Here is a 14058-nt window from a genome sequence, read left to right as displayed (position 1 = left end):
GATGGACGACGGTCTGCGTTTCGCAATCCGTGAAGGCGGCCGTACCGTTGGCGCGGGCGTTGTTGCTAAAGTTCTGGGCTAATTAATTATCCCTGAAATAAAAAGGACGCTTCGGCGTCCTTTTTTATTTTCTGACCCTTTCCCTGTCACAAACTTTCGCATTTTTTAACCGCTCCCGGCCCGTATCCTGGCGTATGTGCTATTGTAATCATAACCATTCTCACTTACACTTTGCGCATATTTTGAACGGGAGTCTTTATGTACGTTTGTTTATGTAATGGTGTAAGCGACAAAAAAATTCGTCAGGCCGTTCGCCAGTTTCAGCCACAATCATTCCAGCAGCTTCGCAAGTTTGTTCCGGTGGGAAATCAATGCGGTAAATGCGTTCGCGCAGCGCGTGAGATCATGCAGGACGAACTGATGCAGATCCCGGAATTCAAAGAGATCGCGTAAGCCTCTATCTTTTTTTTGACATCCCCGTAGCCCGTTCTACGCTTCAATGAGTGGAAGCGGAGGGACTATATAATGAAAGGTGATGTTAAAATCATAAGTTATCTCAATAAATTATTGGGAAATGAGCTTGTCGCAATCAATCAGTATTTTCTCCATGCAAGAATGTTCAAGAACTGGGGACTGACTCGCCTCAACGATGTGGAATACCATGAGTCCATTGATGAAATGAAACACGCCGATAAATACATTGAGCGTATTTTATTCCTTGAAGGCATCCCTAACCTACAGGATCTGGGAAAACTGGGCATCGGTGAGGATGTCGAAGAGATGCTGCGTTCCGATCTCCGGCTGGAGCTGGAGGGCGCAAAAGACTTGCGTGAAGCCATTGCCTATGCGGATAGCGTACATGACTACGTCAGCCGCGATATGATGATCCAGATCCTGGCCGATGAAGAAGGGCATATCGACTGGCTGGAAACCGAACTGGATCTCATCAGCAAAATTGGCCTACAGAACTATCTCCAGTCTCAGATTAAAGTGGAAAGTTAATCAGGCTTTCCCAGCCAACGCATAAACCCGCTGCTGCCAGAAATGGCCCAAAAGGCAGTGGGTTTTTTAATGCCCCTTTATCTGGGTTGATTAACGAGAAACCCGTCAGGTATAGCAGCGCCATCAATGCGGCCACTAACGCCAGTATTGGGAGCGCACACCAGCCGTACCATGCCCCCAGCGCCGCCAGATATTTTACATCGCCATACCCCATCCCTTCACGTTGGCAGACAAGCCGATAGCCCCAATAGATGGCGGCGAATCCAACATAGCCTGTCATCGCACCCACCACCGCGCTCGGTAAAAAATCAGGATGGAGACAAAGCTGGTAAAGCAGGCCCGTCCAGAGCAGCGGGCAGAGCAAGCGGTCGGGAAGGAGCCCATCGCGAATATCTGCGCGTACCAGCAAGGCCGACAGCGAAAAATAGATTAGGAGAAAGGGGAGGGTCATTAACATGGCACAGGCCTCAAAAGGATTTGAGCGCATATTCTTTCTAATCCCTGTGCCCGGCAATGTGCAAAATCCGCAGTTGCGTAGCCGCTTCAGGAAAAGCGATGAGACAAGAGCTATTGCAGAAAAAGTTGCGTGGCCACACGCACACTATGCCTTTAGCGCTTAATTTCTAAACGGCACTTGCGTCTTGCCCAGATTTACGTATAATGCGCGGGCTTGTCGTAATTGACGGCGGGTTCAATCTGAACCAGAGTAGCTCACTTTGTTACTCAACAATGCTCCCAATTGGGGAGCTACGTAAGAACGGTTACACTCTCCCATCAATCGTAATGGGTTTGAGGAGTAATCATTTTCGTTTATAAAATAATTGGAGCTCTGGTCTCATGCAGAACCAAAGAATCCGTATCCGCCTTAAAGCGTTTGATCATCGTCTGATCGATCAATCAACCGCGGAAATCGTCGAGACTGCTAAGCGCACTGGTGCGCAAGTCCGTGGTCCGATCCCGCTGCCGACCCGCAAAGAGCGCTTTACCGTTCTGATCTCTCCGCACGTTAACAAAGATGCGCGTGATCAGTACGAAATCCGCACTCACAAGCGTCTGGTTGACATCGTTGAGCCAACTGAGAAAACCGTTGATGCTCTGATGCGTCTGGATCTGGCTGCCGGTGTAGACGTGCAGATCAGCCTGGGTTAATCAGGTCATCGAGCGATTGAGAGGTTGAAACAATGATTGGTTTAGTCGGTAAAAAAGTGGGTATGACCCGCATCTTCACTGAAGATGGCGTTTCTATCCCAGTAACCGTAATCGAAGTTGAAGCAAACCGCGTTACTCAGGTTAAAGATCTGGATAACGATGGCTACCGCGCTATTCAGGTTACCACTGGTGCTAAAAAAGCTAACCGTGTAACCAAACCAGAAGCGGGTCACTTCGCTAAAGCTGGCGTTGAAGCTGGCCGTGGTCTGTGGGAATTCCGTCTTGCTGAAGGCGAAGAGTTCACCGTAGGTCAGGACATTAGCGTTGAGCTGTTTGCTGACGTTAAAAAAGTTGACGTAACCGGTACCTCTAAAGGTAAAGGTTTTGCTGGTACCGTTAAGCGCTGGAACTTCCGTACCCAGGATGCTACCCACGGTAACTCCTTGTCTCACCGCGTTCCGGGTTCTATCGGTCAGAACCAGACTCCGGGCAAAGTGTTCAAAGGCAAGAAAATGGCAGGTCAGCTGGGTAACGAACGTGTAACCGTTCAGAGCCTGGACGTAGTACGTGTTGACGCTGAGCGCAACCTGCTGCTGGTTAAAGGTGCGGTCCCGGGTGCAACCGGTAGCGACCTGATCGTTAAACCAGCTGTGAAGGCGTAAGGGGATAGCAATGGAATTAGTATTGAAAGACGCGCAGAGCGCGCTGACTGTTTCCGAAACTACCTTCGGTCGTGATTTCAACGAAGCGCTGGTTCACCAGGTTGTTGTTGCTTATGCAGCTGGTGCTCGTCAGGGTACTCGTGCTCAGAAGACTCGTGCTGAAGTAACTGGTTCTGGCAAAAAGCCATGGCGCCAGAAAGGTACCGGCCGTGCGCGTTCAGGTTCTATCAAGAGCCCGATCTGGCGTTCAGGTGGCGTGACCTTCGCTGCGCGTCCACAGGACCACAGTCAAAAAGTTAACAAAAAGATGTACCGCGGCGCGCTGAAAAGCATTCTGTCCGAACTGGTACGTCAGGATCGTCTGATCGTTGTCGAGAAGTTCTCTGTTGAAGCGCCTAAAACTAAGCTGCTGGCACAGAAACTGAAAGACATGGCTCTGGAAGATGTGCTGATCATCACCGGTGAGCTGGACGAGAACCTGTTCCTGGCCGCGCGTAACCTGCACAAGGTTGACGTACGCGACGCGACTGGTATCGACCCGGTTAGCCTGATCGCCTTCGACAAAGTCGTAATGACTGCTGATGCTGTTAAGCAAGTTGAGGAGATGCTGGCATGATTCGTGAAGAACGTCTGCTGAAGGTGCTGCGCGCACCGCACGTTTCTGAAAAAGCGTCTACTGCGATGGAAAAAACAAACACCATCGTTCTCAAAGTTGCTAAAGACGCGACCAAAGCAGAAATCAAAGCTGCTGTGCAGAAACTGTTTGAAGTCGAAGTCGAAGTCGTTAACACCCTGGTAGTTAAAGGGAAAGTTAAACGTCACGGACAGCGTATCGGTCGTCGTAGCGACTGGAAAAAAGCTTACGTCACCCTGAAAGAAGGCCAGAACCTGGACTTCGTTGGCGGCGCTGAGTAAGTCGGAGGAGTAATACAATGGCAGTTGTTAAATGTAAACCGACATCTCCGGGTCGTCGCCACGTAGTTAAAGTGGTTAACCCTGAGCTGCACAAGGGCAAACCTTTTGCTCCGTTGCTGGAAAAAAACAGCAAATCCGGTGGTCGTAACAACAATGGCCGTATCACCACTCGTCACATCGGTGGTGGCCACAAGCAGGCTTATCGTATTGTTGACTTCAAACGCAACAAAGACGGTATCCCAGCAGTTGTTGAGCGTCTTGAGTACGATCCGAACCGTTCCGCGAACATCGCGCTGGTTCTGTACAAAGATGGCGAACGCCGTTACATCCTGGCCCCTAAAGGCCTGAAAGCTGGCGACCAGATTCAGTCTGGCGTTGATGCTGCAATCAAAGCAGGCAACACCCTGCCGATGCGCAATATCCCGGTTGGTTCTACCGTTCATAACGTAGAAATGAAACCAGGTAAAGGCGGTCAGCTGGCGCGTTCCGCGGGTACTTACGTTCAGATCGTTGCGCGTGACGGTGCTTATGTCACCCTGCGTCTGCGTTCTGGTGAAATGCGTAAAGTCGAAGCAGACTGCCGCGCTACTCTGGGCGAAGTTGGCAATGCTGAGCATATGCTGCGCGTTCTGGGTAAAGCTGGTGCTGCACGCTGGCGTGGTGTTCGTCCTACCGTTCGCGGTACTGCGATGAACCCAGTCGATCACCCACATGGTGGTGGTGAAGGTCGTAACTTTGGTAAGCACCCGGTAACTCCGTGGGGCGTTCAGACCAAAGGTAAGAAGACCCGCAGCAACAAGCGTACTGATAAATTTATCGTACGTCGCCGTAGCAAATAATTTTAGAGGATAAGCCATGCCACGTTCTCTCAAGAAAGGTCCTTTTATTGACCTGCACTTGCTGAAGAAGGTAGAGAAAGCGGTGGAAAGCGGAGACAAGAAGCCCCTGCGCACTTGGTCCCGTCGTTCAACGATCTTTCCTAACATGATCGGTTTGACCATCGCTGTCCATAATGGTCGTCAGCACGTTCCAGTCTTTGTTACCGACGAAATGGTTGGTCACAAACTGGGTGAATTCGCACCGACTCGTACTTATCGCGGCCACGCTGCTGATAAAAAAGCGAAGAAGAAATAAGGTAGGAGGAAGAGATGGAAACTTTAGCTCAACATCGCCATGCTCGTTCTTCTGCACAGAAGGTTCGCCTTGTTGCTGACCTGATTCGCGGTAAGAAAGTGTCGCAGGCCCTGGACATCCTGACCTATACCAACAAGAAAGCTGCGGTATTGGTCAAGAAAGTACTGGAATCTGCCATTGCTAACGCTGAACACAACGATGGCGCTGACATCGACGATCTGAAAGTCGCGAAAATTTTCGTAGATGAAGGCCCAAGCATGAAGCGCATTATGCCGCGTGCGAAAGGTCGTGCAGATCGCATCCTGAAGCGCACCAGCCACATTACTGTGGTTGTGTCCGATCGCTGAGACTCTGGAGACTAGCAATGGGTCAGAAAGTACATCCTAATGGTATTCGCCTGGGTATTGTAAAACCATGGAACTCTACCTGGTTTGCGAACACCAAAGAATTCGCTGACAACCTGGACAGCGATTTTAAAGTACGTCAGTACCTGACTAAGGAACTGGCTAAAGCGTCTGTATCTCGTATCGTTATCGAGCGTCCAGCTAAGAGCATCCGTGTGACTATTCACACTGCTCGCCCTGGCATCGTTATCGGTAAGAAAGGCGAAGACGTAGAAAAACTGCGCAAGGTCGTAGCGGATATCGCTGGCGTTCCTGCACAGATCAATATCGCTGAAGTTCGTAAGCCTGAACTGGACGCTAAATTGGTTGCTGACAGCATCACTTCTCAGCTGGAACGTCGCGTTATGTTCCGTCGTGCTATGAAGCGTGCTGTACAGAACGCAATGCGTCTGGGCGCTAAAGGTATCAAAGTTGAAGTTAGCGGCCGTCTGGGCGGCGCGGAAATCGCACGTACCGAATGGTACCGCGAAGGTCGCGTACCGCTGCACACTCTGCGTGCTGACATCGACTACAACACCTCTGAAGCGCACACCACTTACGGTGTAATCGGCGTTAAGGTATGGATCTTCAAAGGTGAGATCCTGGGTGGTATGGCTGCTGTTGAACAACCGGAAAAACCGGCTGCTCAACCTAAAAAGCAGCAGCGTAAAGGCCGTAAATAAGGAGCGTCGCTGATGTTACAACCAAAGCGTACAAAATTCCGTAAAGTGCACAAAGGCCGCAACCGTGGTCTGGCGCAGGGTACGGATGTTAGCTTCGGCACTTTCGGTCTGAAAGCTGTTGGCCGTGGTCGTCTGACTGCACGTCAGATCGAAGCAGCACGTCGTGCAATGACCCGTGCAGTTAAGCGTCAAGGTAAGATCTGGATCCGTGTATTCCCGGACAAACCGATCACCGAGAAGCCACTGGAAGTTCGTATGGGTAAAGGTAAAGGTAACGTGGAGTACTGGGTTGCCTTGATCCAACCGGGCAAAGTCCTTTATGAAATGGACGGTGTTCCGGAAGAGCTGGCCCGTGAAGCCTTCGGCCTGGCAGCAGCGAAACTGCCTATCAAAACCACCTTTGTAACTAAGACGGTGATGTAATGAAAGCAAAAGAGCTGCGTGAAAAAAGCGTTGAAGAGCTGAACGCTGAGCTGCTGAACCTGCTGCGTGAGCAGTTCAACCTGCGTATGCAGGCTGCAAGTGGCCAGCTGCAACAGACTCACCTGCTGAAGCAAGTGCGTCGCAATGTTGCGCGCGTTAAGACTTTACTGACTCAGAAGGCGGGTGCGTAATGACCGATAAAATCCGTACTCTGCAAGGTCGTGTTGTTAGCGATAAAATGGAGAAATCCATTGTTGTAGCTATCGAACGTTTTGTGAAACACCCGATCTACGGTAAATTCATCAAGCGTACGACCAAACTGCACGTACATGACGAGAACAACGAATGTGGTATCGGCGACAAGGTTGAAATCCGTGAATGCCGTCCACTGTCCAAGACTAAGTCCTGGACGCTGGTTCGCGTTGTAGAGAAAGCGGTTCTGTAATAGAGTACGCATTCTCAATACGAATAAACGGCTCAGCGATGAGCCGTTTATTTTTTCTACCCATATTGCAGAAGCGGTGTTATAATGCCGCGCCCTCGATATGGGGCTTTTTAACGGCTCTGATTTTAGAGTCTCAGGTAGTAGTTGACATTAGCGGAGCACTAAAATGATCCAAGAACAGACTATGCTGAACGTCGCCGACAACTCCGGTGCACGTCGCGTAATGTGTATCAAGGTTCTGGGTGGCTCGCACCGTCGCTACGCAGGCGTAGGCGACATCATCAAGATCACCATCAAGGAAGCAATTCCACGTGGTAAGGTCAAAAAAGGTGATGTGCTGAAGGCGGTAGTGGTGCGCACCAAGAAGGGTGTTCGTCGCCCTGACGGTTCTGTCATTCGCTTCGATGGTAATGCATGCGTTATTTTAAACAATAACAGCGAGCAGCCTATCGGCACGCGTATCTTTGGGCCGGTAACTCGTGAACTTCGTACTGAGAAGTTCATGAAAATTATCTCTCTGGCACCAGAAGTACTCTAAGGAGCGAATCATGGCAGCGAAAATCCGTCGTGATGACGAAGTTATCGTGTTAACCGGTAAAGATAAAGGTAAACGCGGTAAAGTAAAAAATGTTCTGTCTTCCGGCAAACTTGTCGTTGAAGGTATCAACCTGGTTAAGAAACATCAGAAGCCGGTTCCGGCCCTGAACCAACCAGGCGGCATCGTTGAAAAAGAAGCTGCTATTCAGGTTTCTAACGTTGCAATCTTCAATGCGGCTACCGGTAAGGCTGACCGTGTAGGCTTTAGATTCGAAGACGGCAAAAAAGTCCGTTTCTTCAAGTCTAACAGCGAAACTATCAAGTAATTTGGAGTAGTACGATGGCGAAACTGCATGATTACTACAAAGACGAAGTAGTTAACAAACTCATGACTGAGTTTAGCTACAATTCTGTCATGCAAGTCCCTCGGGTCGAGAAGATCACCCTGAACATGGGTGTTGGTGAAGCGATCGCTGACAAGAAACTGCTGGATAACGCAGCAGCTGACCTGACAGCAATCTCCGGTCAAAAACCGCTGATCACCAAAGCACGCAAATCTGTTGCAGGCTTCAAAATCCGTCAGGGCTATCCGATCGGCTGTAAAGTAACTCTGCGTGGCGAACGCATGTGGGAGTTCCTTGAGCGCCTGATCACTATTGCTGTTCCACGTATCCGTGACTTCCGTGGCTTGTCCGCTAAGTCTTTCGACGGTCGTGGTAACTACAGCATGGGTGTCCGTGAGCAGATCATCTTCCCAGAAATCGACTACGATAAAGTCGACCGCGTGCGTGGTTTGGATATTACCATTACCACTACTGCGAAATCTGACGAAGAAGGCCGTGCTCTGCTGGCTGCCTTTGACTTCCCGTTCCGCAAGTAAGGTAGGGTTACTGAATGGCTAAGCAATCAATGAAAGCACGCGAAGTAAAGCGCGTAGCTTTAGCTGATAAATTCTTCGCTAAACGCGCTGAACTGAAAGCGATCATTTCTGATGTGAACGCTTCCGACGAAGATCGTTGGAATGCGGTTCTCAAGCTGCAGTCTCTGCCGCGTGATTCCAGCCCGTCTCGTCAGCGTAACCGCTGTCGTCAAACAGGTCGTCCACATGGTTATGTGGGCAAGTTTGGGTTGAGCCGTATCAAACTGCGTGAAGCCGCCATGCGCGGTGAAGTACCAGGCTTGAAAAAGGCTAGCTGGTAATTACCAATTGAATCACGGGAGTAAAGACAGATGAGCATGCAAGATCCGATCGCGGATATGCTGACCCGTATCCGTAACGGTCAGGCCGCGAACAAAGTTGCGGTCACCATGCCTTCCGCCAAGCTGAAAGTGGCAATTGCCAACGTGCTGAAGGAAGAAGGTTTTATCGAAGATTTTAAAGTTGAAGGCGACACCAAGCCGGAACTGGAACTTACTCTCAAGTATTTCCAGGGTAAAGCTGTTGTAGAAAGCATTCAGCGTGTCAGCCGCCCAGGCCTGCGCATCTATAAGAAAAAAGATGAGCTGCCAAAAGTAATGGCTGGTCTTGGTATCGCAGTTGTTTCTACCTCTAAAGGTGTTATGACTGATCGTGCAGCGCGCCAGGCTGGTCTTGGTGGCGAAATTATCTGCTACGTAGCCTAATCGGAGGAAAGAATGTCTCGTGTTGCTAAAGCACCGGTCGTTATTCCTGCCGGCGTTGATGTCAAAATCGACGGTCAGGTTATTACGATCAAAGGTAAAAACGGCGAGCTGACTCGTACCCTCAACAAAGCTGTTGAAGTTAAACATGCAGATAACGCTCTGACCTTCGGTCCACGTGATGGTTTCGTGGATGGGTGGGCTCAGGCTGGTACCGCGCGTGCCCTGCTGAACTCAATGGTTGTTGGTGTTACCGAAGGCTTCACTAAAAAGCTTCAGCTGGTTGGTGTAGGTTATCGTGCAGCTATCAAAGGGAATGCAGTAGGCCTGTCTCTGGGCTTCTCACACCCTGTTGAGCATCCGCTGCCGGCCGGTATCACTGCAGAATGCCCGACTCAGACTGAAATCGTGCTGAAAGGCGCTGATAAACAGCTGATCGGTCAGGTTGCAGCAGATCTGCGCGCCTACCGTCGTCCTGAGCCTTATAAAGGCAAGGGTGTTCGTTACGCCGACGAAGTCGTGCGTACCAAAGAGGCTAAGAAGAAGTAAGGTAACACTATGGATAAGAAATCTGCTCGTATCCGTCGTGCGACCCGCGCACGCCGCAAGCTCAAAGAGCTGGGTGCAACTCGCCTGGTGGTACATCGTACCCCGCGTCATATTTACGCACAGGTAATTGCACCGAACGGTTCTGAAGTTCTGGTAGCTGCTTCTACTGTAGAAAAAGCTATCTCAGAACAATTGAAGTATACCGGTAACAAAGACGCCGCTGCAGCTGTAGGTAAAGCTGTTGCAGAACGCGCTCTGGAAAAAGGCATCAGCAATGTTTCCTTTGACCGTTCCGGGTTCCAATATCATGGTCGTGTCCAGGCACTGGCAGATGCTGCCCGTGAAGCTGGCCTTCAGTTCTAAGGTAGAGGTGTAAGATGGCTCACATCGAAAAACAGGCTGGCGAACTGCAGGAAAAGCTGATCGCGGTAAACCGCGTATCTAAAACCGTTAAAGGTGGTCGTATTTTCTCCTTCACAGCTCTGACTGTAGTTGGTGATGGTAACGGTCGCGTTGGTTTTGGTTACGGTAAAGCGCGTGAAGTTCCAGCAGCGATCCAGAAAGCGATGGAAAAAGCCCGTCGCAATATGATTAACGTCGCGCTGAACAACGGTACCCTGCAACACCCAGTTAAAGGTGTTCACACGGGTTCTCGTGTATTCATGCAGCCAGCTTCCGAAGGTACCGGTATCATCGCCGGTGGTGCAATGCGCGCCGTTCTGGAAGTTGCTGGAGTTCATAACGTTCTGGCTAAAGCATATGGTTCCACCAACCCGATCAACGTGGTTCGTGCAACTATTGATGGCCTGGAAAATATGAATTCTCCAGAAATGGTCGCTGCCAAGCGTGGTAAATCCGTTGAAGAAATTCTGGGGTAATTGACCATGGCAAAGACTATTAAAATCACTCAAACCCGCAGTGCAATCGGTCGTCTGCCGAAACACAAGGCAACGCTGCTTGGCCTGGGTCTGCGTCGTATTGGTCATACCGTTGAGCGCGAGGATACTCCTGCTGTTCGTGGTATGGTCAACGCGGTTTACTTCATGGTTAAAGTTGAGGAGTAAGAGATGCGTTTAAATACTCTGTCTCCGGCCGAAGGCTCTAAAAAGGCGGGTAAACGCCTGGGTCGTGGTATCGGTTCTGGCCTCGGCAAAACCGGTGGTCGTGGTCACAAAGGTCAGAACTCTCGTTCTGGCGGTGGCGTACGTCGCGGTTTCGAGGGTGGCCAGATGCCACTGTACCGTCGTCTGCCGAAGTTCGGCTTCACCTCTCGCAAAGCAGCGATCACAGCGGAAATCCGTCTGTCTGACCTGGCGAAAGTTGAAGGCGGCGTTGTAGACCTGAACACGCTGAAAGCGGCTAACATTATCGGTATCCAGATCGAGTTCGCGAAAGTGATTCTGGCTGGTGAAGTTTCTACTCCGGTAACTGTTCGTGGCCTGCGTGTTACTAAAGGTGCTCGTGCTGCTATCGAAGCTGCTGGCGGTAAAATTGAGGAATAAGTAGCAGATGGCTAAGCAACCGGGATTAGATTTTCAAAGTGCCAAAGGTGGATTTGGCGAGCTGAAACGCAGACTGCTGTTTGTAATCGGCGCGCTGATTGTGTTCCGTATTGGCTCTTTTATTCCGATCCCTGGTATTGATGCCGCTGTACTTGCCAAACTGCTTGAGCAACAGCGAGGCACCATCATTGAAATGTTCAACATGTTCTCTGGTGGTGCTCTCAGCCGTGCTTCTATTTTCGCGCTGGGTATTATGCCGTACATTTCGGCATCGATTATTATCCAGCTGCTGACGGTCGTTCATCCGGCCCTGGCAGAGCTGAAGAAAGAAGGGGAGTCTGGACGTCGTAAGATTAGCCAGTACACCCGTTACGGCACTCTGGTGCTGGCAATATTCCAGTCGATCGGTATTGCTACCGGTCTTCCGAATATGCCTGGTATGCAGGGCCTGGTATTAAACCCAGGCTTTGCATTCTATTTCACCGCTGTTGTTAGTCTGGTCACAGGGACCATGTTCCTGATGTGGCTCGGCGAACAGATTACTGAACGAGGTATCGGTAACGGTATCTCAATCATTATCTTCGCCGGTATCGTTGCGGGTCTCCCGCCGGCCATCGCCCATACTATCGAGCAAGCGCGTCAAGGCGACCTGCACTTCCTCCTGTTGCTGTTGGTTGCAGTATTAGTATTTGCAGTGACGTTCTTTGTTGTCTTCGTTGAACGTGGTCAACGCCGCATTGTGGTGAACTACGCTAAGCGTCAACAGGGTCGTCGTGTCTATGCTGCACAGAGCACACATTTACCGCTGAAAGTGAATATGGCGGGGGTTATCCCGGCTATCTTCGCTTCCAGTATTATTCTGTTCCCGGCAACCATCGCGTCATGGTTCGGGGGCGGTACTGGTTGGAACTGGCTGACAACAATTTCGCTGTATTTGCAGCCTGGGCAACCACTTTATGTGTTACTCTATGCGTCTGCGATCATCTTCTTCTGTTTCTTCTACACGGCGTTGGTCTTCAACCCGCGTGAAACAGCAGATAACCTGAAGAAGTCCGGTGCATTTGTACCAGGAATTCGTCCGGGAGAGCAAACGGCGAAGTATATCGATAAAGTAATGACTCGCCTGACTTTGGTTGGTGCGCTTTATATTACTTTTATCTGCCTGATCCCGGAGTTCATGCGTGATGCAATGAAAGTACCGTTCTACTTCGGTGGGACCTCACTGCTTATCGTTGTTGTCGTGATTATGGACTTTATGGCTCAAGTGCAAACTCTGATGATGTCCAGTCAGTATGAGTCTGCATTGAAGAAGGCGAACCTGAAAGGCTACGGCCGCTAACTGGTCGCCTGAGAAGTTACGGAGAGTAAAAATGAAAGTTCGTGCTTCCGTCAAGAAATTATGCCGTAACTGCAAAATCGTTAAGCGTGATGGTGTCATCCGTGTGATTTGCAGTGCCGAGCCGAAGCATAAACAGCGCCAAGGCTGATTATTTCGCATATTTTTCTTGCAAAGTTGGGTTGAGCTGGCTAGATTAGCCAGCCAATCTTTTGTATGTCTGTACGTTTCCATTTGAGTATCCTGAAAACGGGCTTTTCAGCATGGTGCGTACATATTAAATAGTAGGAGTGCATAGTGGCCCGTATAGCAGGCATTAACATTCCTGATCAGAAACATGCTGTGATCGCATTAACTTCGATCTACGGCGTCGGCAAGACCCGTTCTAAAGCCATTCTGGCTGCAGCGGGTATCGCTGAAGATGTTAAGATCAGTGAGCTGTCTGAAGAACAAATCGACACGCTGCGTGACGAAGTTGCCAAATTTGTCGTTGAAGGTGATCTGCGCCGTGAAATCAGCATGAGCATCAAGCGCCTGATGGATCTTGGTTGCTATCGCGGTTTGCGTCATCGTCGTGGTCTGCCAGTGCGCGGTCAGCGTACTAAGACCAACGCACGTACCCGTAAGGGTCCGCGCAAACCGATCAAGAAATAATCGGGGTGATTGAATAATGGCAAAGGCACCAGTTCGTGCACGTAAACGTGTAAGAAAACAAGTCTCTGACGGCGTGGCTCATATCCATGCTTCTTTCAACAACACCATCGTTACTATTACTGATCGTCAGGGTAACGCATTGGGTTGGGCAACAGCCGGTGGTTCCGGTTTCCGTGGTTCTCGCAAATCCACTCCGTTCGCAGCTCAGGTTGCAGCAGAGCGTTGCGCTGAAGCCGTAAAAGAATACGGCATCAAGAATCTGGAAGTTATGGTTAAAGGTCCGGGTCCGGGTCGTGAATCTACTGTTCGCGCTCTGAACGCCGCTGGTTTCCGCATCACGAATATTACTGATGTGACTCCGATCCCTCATAACGGTTGTCGTCCGCCGAAAAAACGTCGCGTATAACGCTCGTTTTTTAGGTTAGTTGGAGATAGAAAATGGCAAGATATTTGGGTCCTAAGCTCAAGCTGAGCCGTCGTGAGGGCACCGACTTATTCCTTAAGTCTGGCGTTCGCGCGATCGATACCAAGTGTAAAATTGAACAAGCTCCTGGCCAGCACGGTGCGCGTAAACCGCGTCTGTCTGACTATGGTGTGCAGTTGCGTGAAAAGCAAAAAGTTCGCCGTATCTACGGTGTGCTGGAGCGTCAGTTCCGTAACTACTATAAAGAAGCAGCACGTCTGAAAGGCAACACAGGTGAAAACCTGCTGGCTCTGCTGGAAGGTCGTCTGGACAACGTTGTATACCGTATGGGCTTCGGCGCGACTCGTGCTGAATCACGCCAGCTGGTTAGCCATAAAGCAATCATGGTAAACGGTCGTGTTGTTAACATCGCTTCTTATCAGGTTAAAGCGAATGACGTTGTTAGCATTCGTGAGAAAGCGAAAAAGCAATCTCGCGTGAAAGCCGCTCTGGAGCTGGCTGAGCAGCGTGAAAAGCCAACCTGGCTGGAAGTTGATGCTGGCAAGATGGAAGGTACGTTCAAGCGTCAGCCAGAACGTTCTGATCTGTCTGCGGACATTAACGAACACCTGATCGTCGAGCTTTACTCCAAGTAAAGCTT

Annotated in this window: 30 protein-coding genes; 29 read left to right on the top strand and 1 reads right to left on the bottom strand. The window is 50.2% G+C overall.

Translation table 11 applies throughout. From position 1 onward, the window contains the following. From IM300_RS22010 to bfr, 3 genes are all read left to right on the top strand, one after another. On the top strand, positions 1 to 82 hold an 82-nt coding region (locus IM300_RS22010), incomplete at its 5' end, for a hypothetical protein (protein WP_000340867.1). A 176-nt stretch (positions 83 to 258) separates the two neighbouring features. Then, entirely contained in the window at positions 259 to 453 is a 195-nt protein-coding gene (gene bfd / locus IM300_RS22005) for a bacterioferritin-associated ferredoxin (RefSeq protein WP_003863268.1), read from the top strand. Between the two features lie 72 nt (positions 454 to 525). Continuing rightward, positions 526 to 1002, top strand: a complete 477-nt coding sequence (gene bfr / locus IM300_RS22000; protein WP_003863270.1) for a bacterioferritin — start codon at positions 526 to 528, stop codon at positions 1000 to 1002. Here bfr and IM300_RS21995 read toward each other — a convergent pair. Next, positions 986 to 1459, bottom strand: coding sequence for an A24 family peptidase (locus IM300_RS21995; RefSeq protein ID WP_193038313.1), 474 nt, complete (start codon positions 1457 to 1459; stop codon positions 986 to 988). The two genes, bfr and IM300_RS21995, sit on opposite strands and share 17 nt — an antisense overlap. 380 nt (positions 1460 to 1839) lie before the next feature. On the opposite strand from IM300_RS21995, the gene rpsJ reads away from it, so the two are divergent. The 26 genes from rpsJ (at position 1840) to rpsD (ending at position 14053) form a co-directional block, all read left to right on the top strand. Beyond that, a complete protein-coding gene (rpsJ, locus tag IM300_RS21990) occupies positions 1840 to 2151 on the top strand; it encodes a 30S ribosomal protein S10 (protein ID WP_001181005.1) in 312 nt (103 codons plus the stop codon). A gap of 32 nt (positions 2152 to 2183) precedes the next feature. Further along, complete coding sequence (gene rplC / locus IM300_RS21985; RefSeq protein WP_193038312.1) at positions 2184 to 2813, top strand: 50S ribosomal protein L3; 630 nt, start codon at positions 2184 to 2186, stop codon at positions 2811 to 2813. Between the two features lie 10 nt (positions 2814 to 2823). After that, the gene (gene rplD / locus IM300_RS21980) at positions 2824 to 3429 is read left to right on the top strand and encodes a 50S ribosomal protein L4 (RefSeq protein WP_000424395.1); all 606 of its coding nucleotides are present in this window, start codon (positions 2824 to 2826) and stop codon (positions 3427 to 3429) included. After that, on the top strand, positions 3426 to 3728 hold the full coding sequence (rplW, locus tag IM300_RS21975; protein ID WP_000617546.1) for a 50S ribosomal protein L23: 303 nt from the start codon (positions 3426 to 3428) through the stop codon (positions 3726 to 3728). Before rplD ends, rplW begins: the two co-directional genes overlap by 4 nt. Before the next feature lie 17 nt (positions 3729 to 3745). Then, positions 3746 to 4567, top strand: a complete 822-nt coding sequence (gene rplB, locus IM300_RS21970) for a 50S ribosomal protein L2 (protein WP_000301859.1) — start codon at positions 3746 to 3748, stop codon at positions 4565 to 4567. 16 nt (positions 4568 to 4583) lie between these two features. After that, the gene (gene rpsS / locus IM300_RS21965) at positions 4584 to 4862 is read left to right on the top strand and encodes a 30S ribosomal protein S19 (RefSeq protein ID WP_001138117.1); all 279 of its coding nucleotides are present in this window, start codon (positions 4584 to 4586) and stop codon (positions 4860 to 4862) included. Between the two features lie 14 nt (positions 4863 to 4876). Next, positions 4877 to 5209, top strand: coding sequence for a 50S ribosomal protein L22 (rplV, locus tag IM300_RS21960; protein WP_002919773.1), 333 nt, complete (start codon positions 4877 to 4879; stop codon positions 5207 to 5209). Positions 5210 to 5226: 17 nt separating this feature from the next. Next, positions 5227 to 5928 (top strand): 30S ribosomal protein S3, encoded by a 702-nt coding sequence (gene rpsC, locus IM300_RS21955; RefSeq protein ID WP_000529945.1) that lies wholly within the window; start codon positions 5227 to 5229, stop codon positions 5926 to 5928. Between the two features lie 12 nt (positions 5929 to 5940). Further along, positions 5941 to 6351 carry a 50S ribosomal protein L16 gene (gene rplP, locus IM300_RS21950; RefSeq protein WP_002919759.1) on the top strand — a complete coding sequence of 137 codons (411 nt, stop codon included), beginning with the start codon at positions 5941 to 5943 and terminating at the stop codon, positions 6349 to 6351. Continuing rightward, positions 6351 to 6542 carry a 50S ribosomal protein L29 gene (rpmC, locus tag IM300_RS21945; RefSeq protein WP_003863282.1) on the top strand — a complete coding sequence of 64 codons (192 nt, stop codon included), beginning with the start codon at positions 6351 to 6353 and terminating at the stop codon, positions 6540 to 6542. The genes rplP and rpmC overlap by 1 nt, the downstream gene beginning before the upstream one ends. Then, positions 6542 to 6796, top strand: a complete 255-nt coding sequence (gene rpsQ, locus IM300_RS21940; RefSeq protein WP_002438707.1) for a 30S ribosomal protein S17 — start codon at positions 6542 to 6544, stop codon at positions 6794 to 6796. The genes rpmC and rpsQ overlap by 1 nt, the downstream gene beginning before the upstream one ends. Before the next feature lie 166 nt (positions 6797 to 6962). Then, positions 6963 to 7334, top strand: a complete 372-nt coding sequence (gene rplN / locus IM300_RS21935; RefSeq protein WP_002919748.1) for a 50S ribosomal protein L14 — start codon at positions 6963 to 6965, stop codon at positions 7332 to 7334. Between the two features lie 10 nt (positions 7335 to 7344). After that, positions 7345 to 7659, top strand: coding sequence for a 50S ribosomal protein L24 (gene rplX, locus IM300_RS21930; RefSeq protein WP_003863287.1), 315 nt, complete (start codon positions 7345 to 7347; stop codon positions 7657 to 7659). 14 nt (positions 7660 to 7673) lie between these two features. After that, a complete protein-coding gene (rplE, locus tag IM300_RS21925; protein WP_022649589.1) occupies positions 7674 to 8213 on the top strand; it encodes a 50S ribosomal protein L5 in 540 nt (179 codons plus the stop codon). Between the two features lie 14 nt (positions 8214 to 8227). After that, the gene (gene rpsN, locus IM300_RS21920; protein ID WP_003863291.1) at positions 8228 to 8533 is read left to right on the top strand and encodes a 30S ribosomal protein S14; all 306 of its coding nucleotides are present in this window, start codon (positions 8228 to 8230) and stop codon (positions 8531 to 8533) included. 30 nt (positions 8534 to 8563) lie between these two features. After that, positions 8564 to 8956 carry a 30S ribosomal protein S8 gene (gene rpsH / locus IM300_RS21915; protein ID WP_006178918.1) on the top strand — a complete coding sequence of 131 codons (393 nt, stop codon included), beginning with the start codon at positions 8564 to 8566 and terminating at the stop codon, positions 8954 to 8956. 12 nt (positions 8957 to 8968) lie between these two features. Beyond that, positions 8969 to 9502, top strand: coding sequence for a 50S ribosomal protein L6 (gene rplF, locus IM300_RS21910; RefSeq protein ID WP_003863296.1), 534 nt, complete (start codon positions 8969 to 8971; stop codon positions 9500 to 9502). 9 nt (positions 9503 to 9511) lie between these two features. Beyond that, the gene (gene rplR / locus IM300_RS21905; protein ID WP_003863297.1) at positions 9512 to 9865 is read left to right on the top strand and encodes a 50S ribosomal protein L18; all 354 of its coding nucleotides are present in this window, start codon (positions 9512 to 9514) and stop codon (positions 9863 to 9865) included. 14 nt (positions 9866 to 9879) lie between these two features. Then, a complete protein-coding gene (rpsE, locus tag IM300_RS21900; RefSeq protein WP_003863299.1) occupies positions 9880 to 10380 on the top strand; it encodes a 30S ribosomal protein S5 in 501 nt (166 codons plus the stop codon). A gap of 6 nt (positions 10381 to 10386) precedes the next feature. Further along, positions 10387 to 10566 carry a 50S ribosomal protein L30 gene (gene rpmD / locus IM300_RS21895; protein ID WP_003863301.1) on the top strand — a complete coding sequence of 60 codons (180 nt, stop codon included), beginning with the start codon at positions 10387 to 10389 and terminating at the stop codon, positions 10564 to 10566. Between the two features lie 3 nt (positions 10567 to 10569). Beyond that, complete coding sequence (gene rplO / locus IM300_RS21890; RefSeq protein ID WP_003863304.1) at positions 10570 to 11004, top strand: 50S ribosomal protein L15; 435 nt, start codon at positions 10570 to 10572, stop codon at positions 11002 to 11004. Positions 11005 to 11011: 7 nt separating this feature from the next. Then, positions 11012 to 12343: a preprotein translocase subunit SecY gene (gene secY, locus IM300_RS21885; protein WP_003863305.1), complete on the top strand. Its 1332-nt coding sequence runs from the start codon at positions 11012 to 11014 to the stop codon at positions 12341 to 12343. 31 nt (positions 12344 to 12374) lie between these two features. After that, positions 12375 to 12491, top strand: a complete 117-nt coding sequence (gene rpmJ, locus IM300_RS21880) for a 50S ribosomal protein L36 (protein ID WP_000868187.1) — start codon at positions 12375 to 12377, stop codon at positions 12489 to 12491. A 146-nt stretch (positions 12492 to 12637) separates the two neighbouring features. Next, entirely contained in the window at positions 12638 to 12994 is a 357-nt protein-coding gene (gene rpsM / locus IM300_RS21875; RefSeq protein ID WP_003863308.1) for a 30S ribosomal protein S13, read from the top strand. 16 nt (positions 12995 to 13010) lie between these two features. Beyond that, a complete protein-coding gene (gene rpsK, locus IM300_RS21870; protein WP_003863312.1) occupies positions 13011 to 13400 on the top strand; it encodes a 30S ribosomal protein S11 in 390 nt (129 codons plus the stop codon). 32 nt (positions 13401 to 13432) lie between these two features. Then, entirely contained in the window at positions 13433 to 14053 is a 621-nt protein-coding gene (gene rpsD, locus IM300_RS21865; RefSeq protein WP_003863314.1) for a 30S ribosomal protein S4, read from the top strand. Positions 14054 to 14058 lie beyond the last annotated feature (5 nt).

This window comes from Enterobacter cloacae complex sp. I2 (genome assembly GCF_014896205.1).
GTDB lineage: Bacteria > Pseudomonadota > Gammaproteobacteria > Enterobacterales > Enterobacteriaceae > Enterobacter > Enterobacter quasihormaechei.
The sequence above is the reverse complement of the archived record's forward strand: the minus strand, read 5'-3'. Positions and strand labels throughout refer to the sequence as shown.